Source organism: Moorena sp. SIO4G3, from assembly GCF_010692305.1.
In the GTDB taxonomy this organism is placed as follows: domain Bacteria; phylum Cyanobacteriota; class Cyanobacteriia; order Cyanobacteriales; family Coleofasciculaceae; genus Moorena; species Moorena producens_A.
On sequence record NZ_JAAHIG010000613.1, the window covers coordinates 1 to 3,140 of the forward strand.

Here is a 3,140-nt window from a genome sequence, read left to right on the forward strand (position 1 = left end):
TCTGCTTTTTTTTACCGTGGAGTCGTAAGTAAAATATAATACCTGCCCCATCAGGAATCACCAATTCTGCCTGCTTGATAACGGCAGCTAGCTCAGGGTTCCGCTCTCCCTGGATTGCCATTTCGGCATTTAGAGTTACTACATGACTACCTAGACCTTTAGTGAGACGATCGTCTAAGAATTGACTGTAGTTGTCTAAAAGGTGAACGGGTAACCCCAAGACAGGAAATTGTTCAGCTGTTTCAAACATTGGCTTTTGCATACCCTCACATCACCCATGTATTTTATTCTACGTCAGACCAGTTAAACCCTTCGGCTCTTGCGAACTTGTTATGGTAATTGGCATTTAACTGATGCTGAAATCCTTACTGGGCATGGCTTTGAGAGTTAAAAAAAATCTGTTGATCAAGTTAAATCTTTTTTCCCAGTAAGGGGATAACAGATTTGGGCGGTTATTTAGGATGATCTCGGCAGAGGCAAAACTTCTTTAATTAACTCCTCAGGATTTGGTACTGATCAGGAAAACTTGGGAATTGGGTATGTTGTTGGGTTGGGAATTGGGTTGGGAATTGGGTCGGAATTGAGAATTGGGATGTGATCGTGGTGTTGAACTCAATTAGGAATTATTCCCCCATCCTTGCTGAACGTAGGTGAGGGAGGTTTGATTAAAAATTAAAAAGACTATTAGGAGTTGTTCGCGTAGCGTGGCCGTAGGCCAACGGTTGACCTTTTACCGCAGAACACAGTCAACCGTCAACCATCAACCATAAACTGTTAATCAGCTCTTAGCAAAGACACTAGCAGCAGCTGCAATACCTGCTCCTGGTGTCATGGATTGGTGTCCCAATTCCTGAAGGGTGGCTTCGAGAGCACCAATGACAGCAAGAATATCTTGCTCACTGACAAAACCTAAGTGACCAATGCGGAATATTTTTCCTTTATAGTGGTCTTGTCCCCCAGCTAGAGCAATGTTATAGCGTTTTTTCATCACAGAACGAATTTGTTCGGACTCTACTGATGTGGGAATAACTGCAGTGGCGGCTGGGCTAGCATACTCATCAGAACCAAACAAAGGTAATGATAGGGCTTTGACAGCGGCGCGGGTTGCTTGCATCAGAAGCTGGTGACGGGAAAATATCGATTCTAACCCTTCTCTTTGCATCATGCGCAGTGCAGCCTGTAGGGCAATGACTAGGTTCACTGGCGGGGTAAAGGGATTGCTGTTTTTAGCTGTAGATTTCTTGTAAGTCCCTAAATCTAGATAAAACTTGGGCAGGGTAGCTGTTTTGTAGGCTTCCCAAGCTTTAGGACTAACACTGACAAATCCTAGTCCTGGGGGAATCATGTATCCCTTCTGGGAACCAGAGCCTACTACATCCAGACCCCACTCATCAATGGGAACATTGACTGCTCCAAGGCTGGTAACGGCATCAACAATAATTAGGGCTTCACCGTGGTCTTTGACGTAACGATTTATGGTTTCTAAGTCGTTGAGAACGCCAGTAGAGGTTTCAGAGTGGGTAACGATTACGGCTTTGATTTGCTTTTCGGTATCAGCTTCTAGCTTTTCACGAAACTGCTCGGTATCTAGAGGCTTACCCCACTCGGCGGTAATGGTGTCCACTTCCAGACCAAAAGCAGTACTGATTTTTCCCCAACGATCGCCAAATTTACCATTAGAACCAACTAAAACGCGATCGCCTGCACTGAGGAAGTTAATAATGCCAGCTTCCATGACTCCGGTACCGCTAGCGGTTACAGTCAAGACATCATTTTTGGTTTGGTGTAGCCATTTGAGGTTTTCATTGACCTCTGCCATGATTTCGCTAAATTCGGGACTACGGTGTCCGATCGGGTGTTTGGCCATGGCCAGTAATACTTGTTCTGGTACTGGCGTCGGGCCAGGAATCATTAGTTTGAGCTTGTCTTCCATCTTTAGTTAGTCTTGGTATCTAGGGTTGTTGTAATCTGATGATTGGTTAGTTACTCTGAACTGACCGATTAAGTCTTGGGTCTTACCGGACAAAACCGGAAATTCAAGGTTAATTTAGGGGTTAATTTGGCGTTTCACCACCGGAGCATGGGAGAGGTTATCCCCACCCATGCTTACACGACCAACCCAGCCGCGCTAGATTTAAACTTGCCTTCAAGTCTTTGTATATTGACACCCTGCAGTTAGGAGCATGTGTTATTGATGCCGACAGTGGGAGTAACGCTCCTCAGGAGTAGGTAACAATCTCAAAATATATTGGCTCAAATGAGATACTCTGACTAAATTTCTTAGTTTTTTTTTATGAAGTTGACAATTTGTTGACAATTTAATGGGGGAGTCTTCCTGCTGAATCCGGTAAACCATTTTTTGAGTTATGGGCATCCAACTTGACGCTGTTGAGAGACCAGCGATACTCCATTGGCAAGTTGGCTCGCTGACAGCTTTGTTCTAATTGCTTCTGCTGAACTAGGGCTTTACGCAGAGTACTGATCAATTGATGAACCTGCTCTCGCAATTGGGGGTTTTGACTGGTAGCAAATGCTGTTTGGCGCTCTAGCAGTTGGAGCAGCAGTTCGTAGTGAATATAAGATGGAAGGGGAATTGGATCCATGAAATTTCCTGTACCTCGGTGAGTCGGAGTTTGCCATCACAATGGACTATTTTTTTGGGGTATAGGTCACTGATGGCTAAACAAGCTGGCAATAGCAACTGCTGGGTCTGGCTGTTTTACCAATGACTCACCAATGAGGACGGCTGTGGCTCCGGCAGATGCTACCTGATCAAGGTGAGCGTTGGTATGAAGCCCTGATTCACTGACTACCAGAATGCCACGTTCGAGTAGTTGGTTAGCCCTTGCTGTTAGTAATTGACAGGTTGTTTGTAAATCGACGGAAAAATCTTCCAAGTTACGATTGTTTATACCTACTAGGGTAACTCCATCGAGAGATAATACTCGATCTAATTCAGATTGGGTATGGACTTCGATCAAGGGAGTGATCGACAGAGTCTGAGCAATTTTGATAAAGTATTGCAGGTCTTGATCGGAAAGGATGGCTGCAATCAGTAAAACTGCATCTGCTCCGTGACTACGAGCCATGTACATTTGGTAGGGATAGATGATGAACTCCTTACACAGCAAAGGCACGTC

Annotated in this window: 3 protein-coding genes and 1 pseudogene; all 4 read right to left on the reverse strand. The window is 44.8% G+C overall.

All coding sequences use genetic code 11. The annotated features are described in order from the left end of the window. Window positions 1-250: pseudogene (locus F6J99_RS43635) on the reverse strand (glycosyltransferase); the annotation flags it as partial. 528 nt (window positions 251-778) lie between these two features. After that, window positions 779-1,933 (reverse strand): alanine--glyoxylate aminotransferase family protein, encoded by a 1,155-nt coding sequence (locus tag F6J99_RS43640; RefSeq protein ID WP_070394017.1) that lies wholly within the window; start codon window positions 1,931-1,933, stop codon window positions 779-781. Between the two features lie 385 nt (window positions 1,934-2,318). Continuing rightward, complete coding sequence (locus F6J99_RS43645) at window positions 2,319-2,603, reverse strand: DUF5340 domain-containing protein (protein ID WP_070394016.1); 285 nt, start codon at window positions 2,601-2,603, stop codon at window positions 2,319-2,321. A 66-nt stretch (window positions 2,604-2,669) separates the two neighbouring features. After that, on the reverse strand, window positions 2,670-3,140 hold a 471-nt coding region (locus tag F6J99_RS43650; protein ID WP_293123350.1), incomplete at its 5' end, for an indole-3-glycerol phosphate synthase TrpC.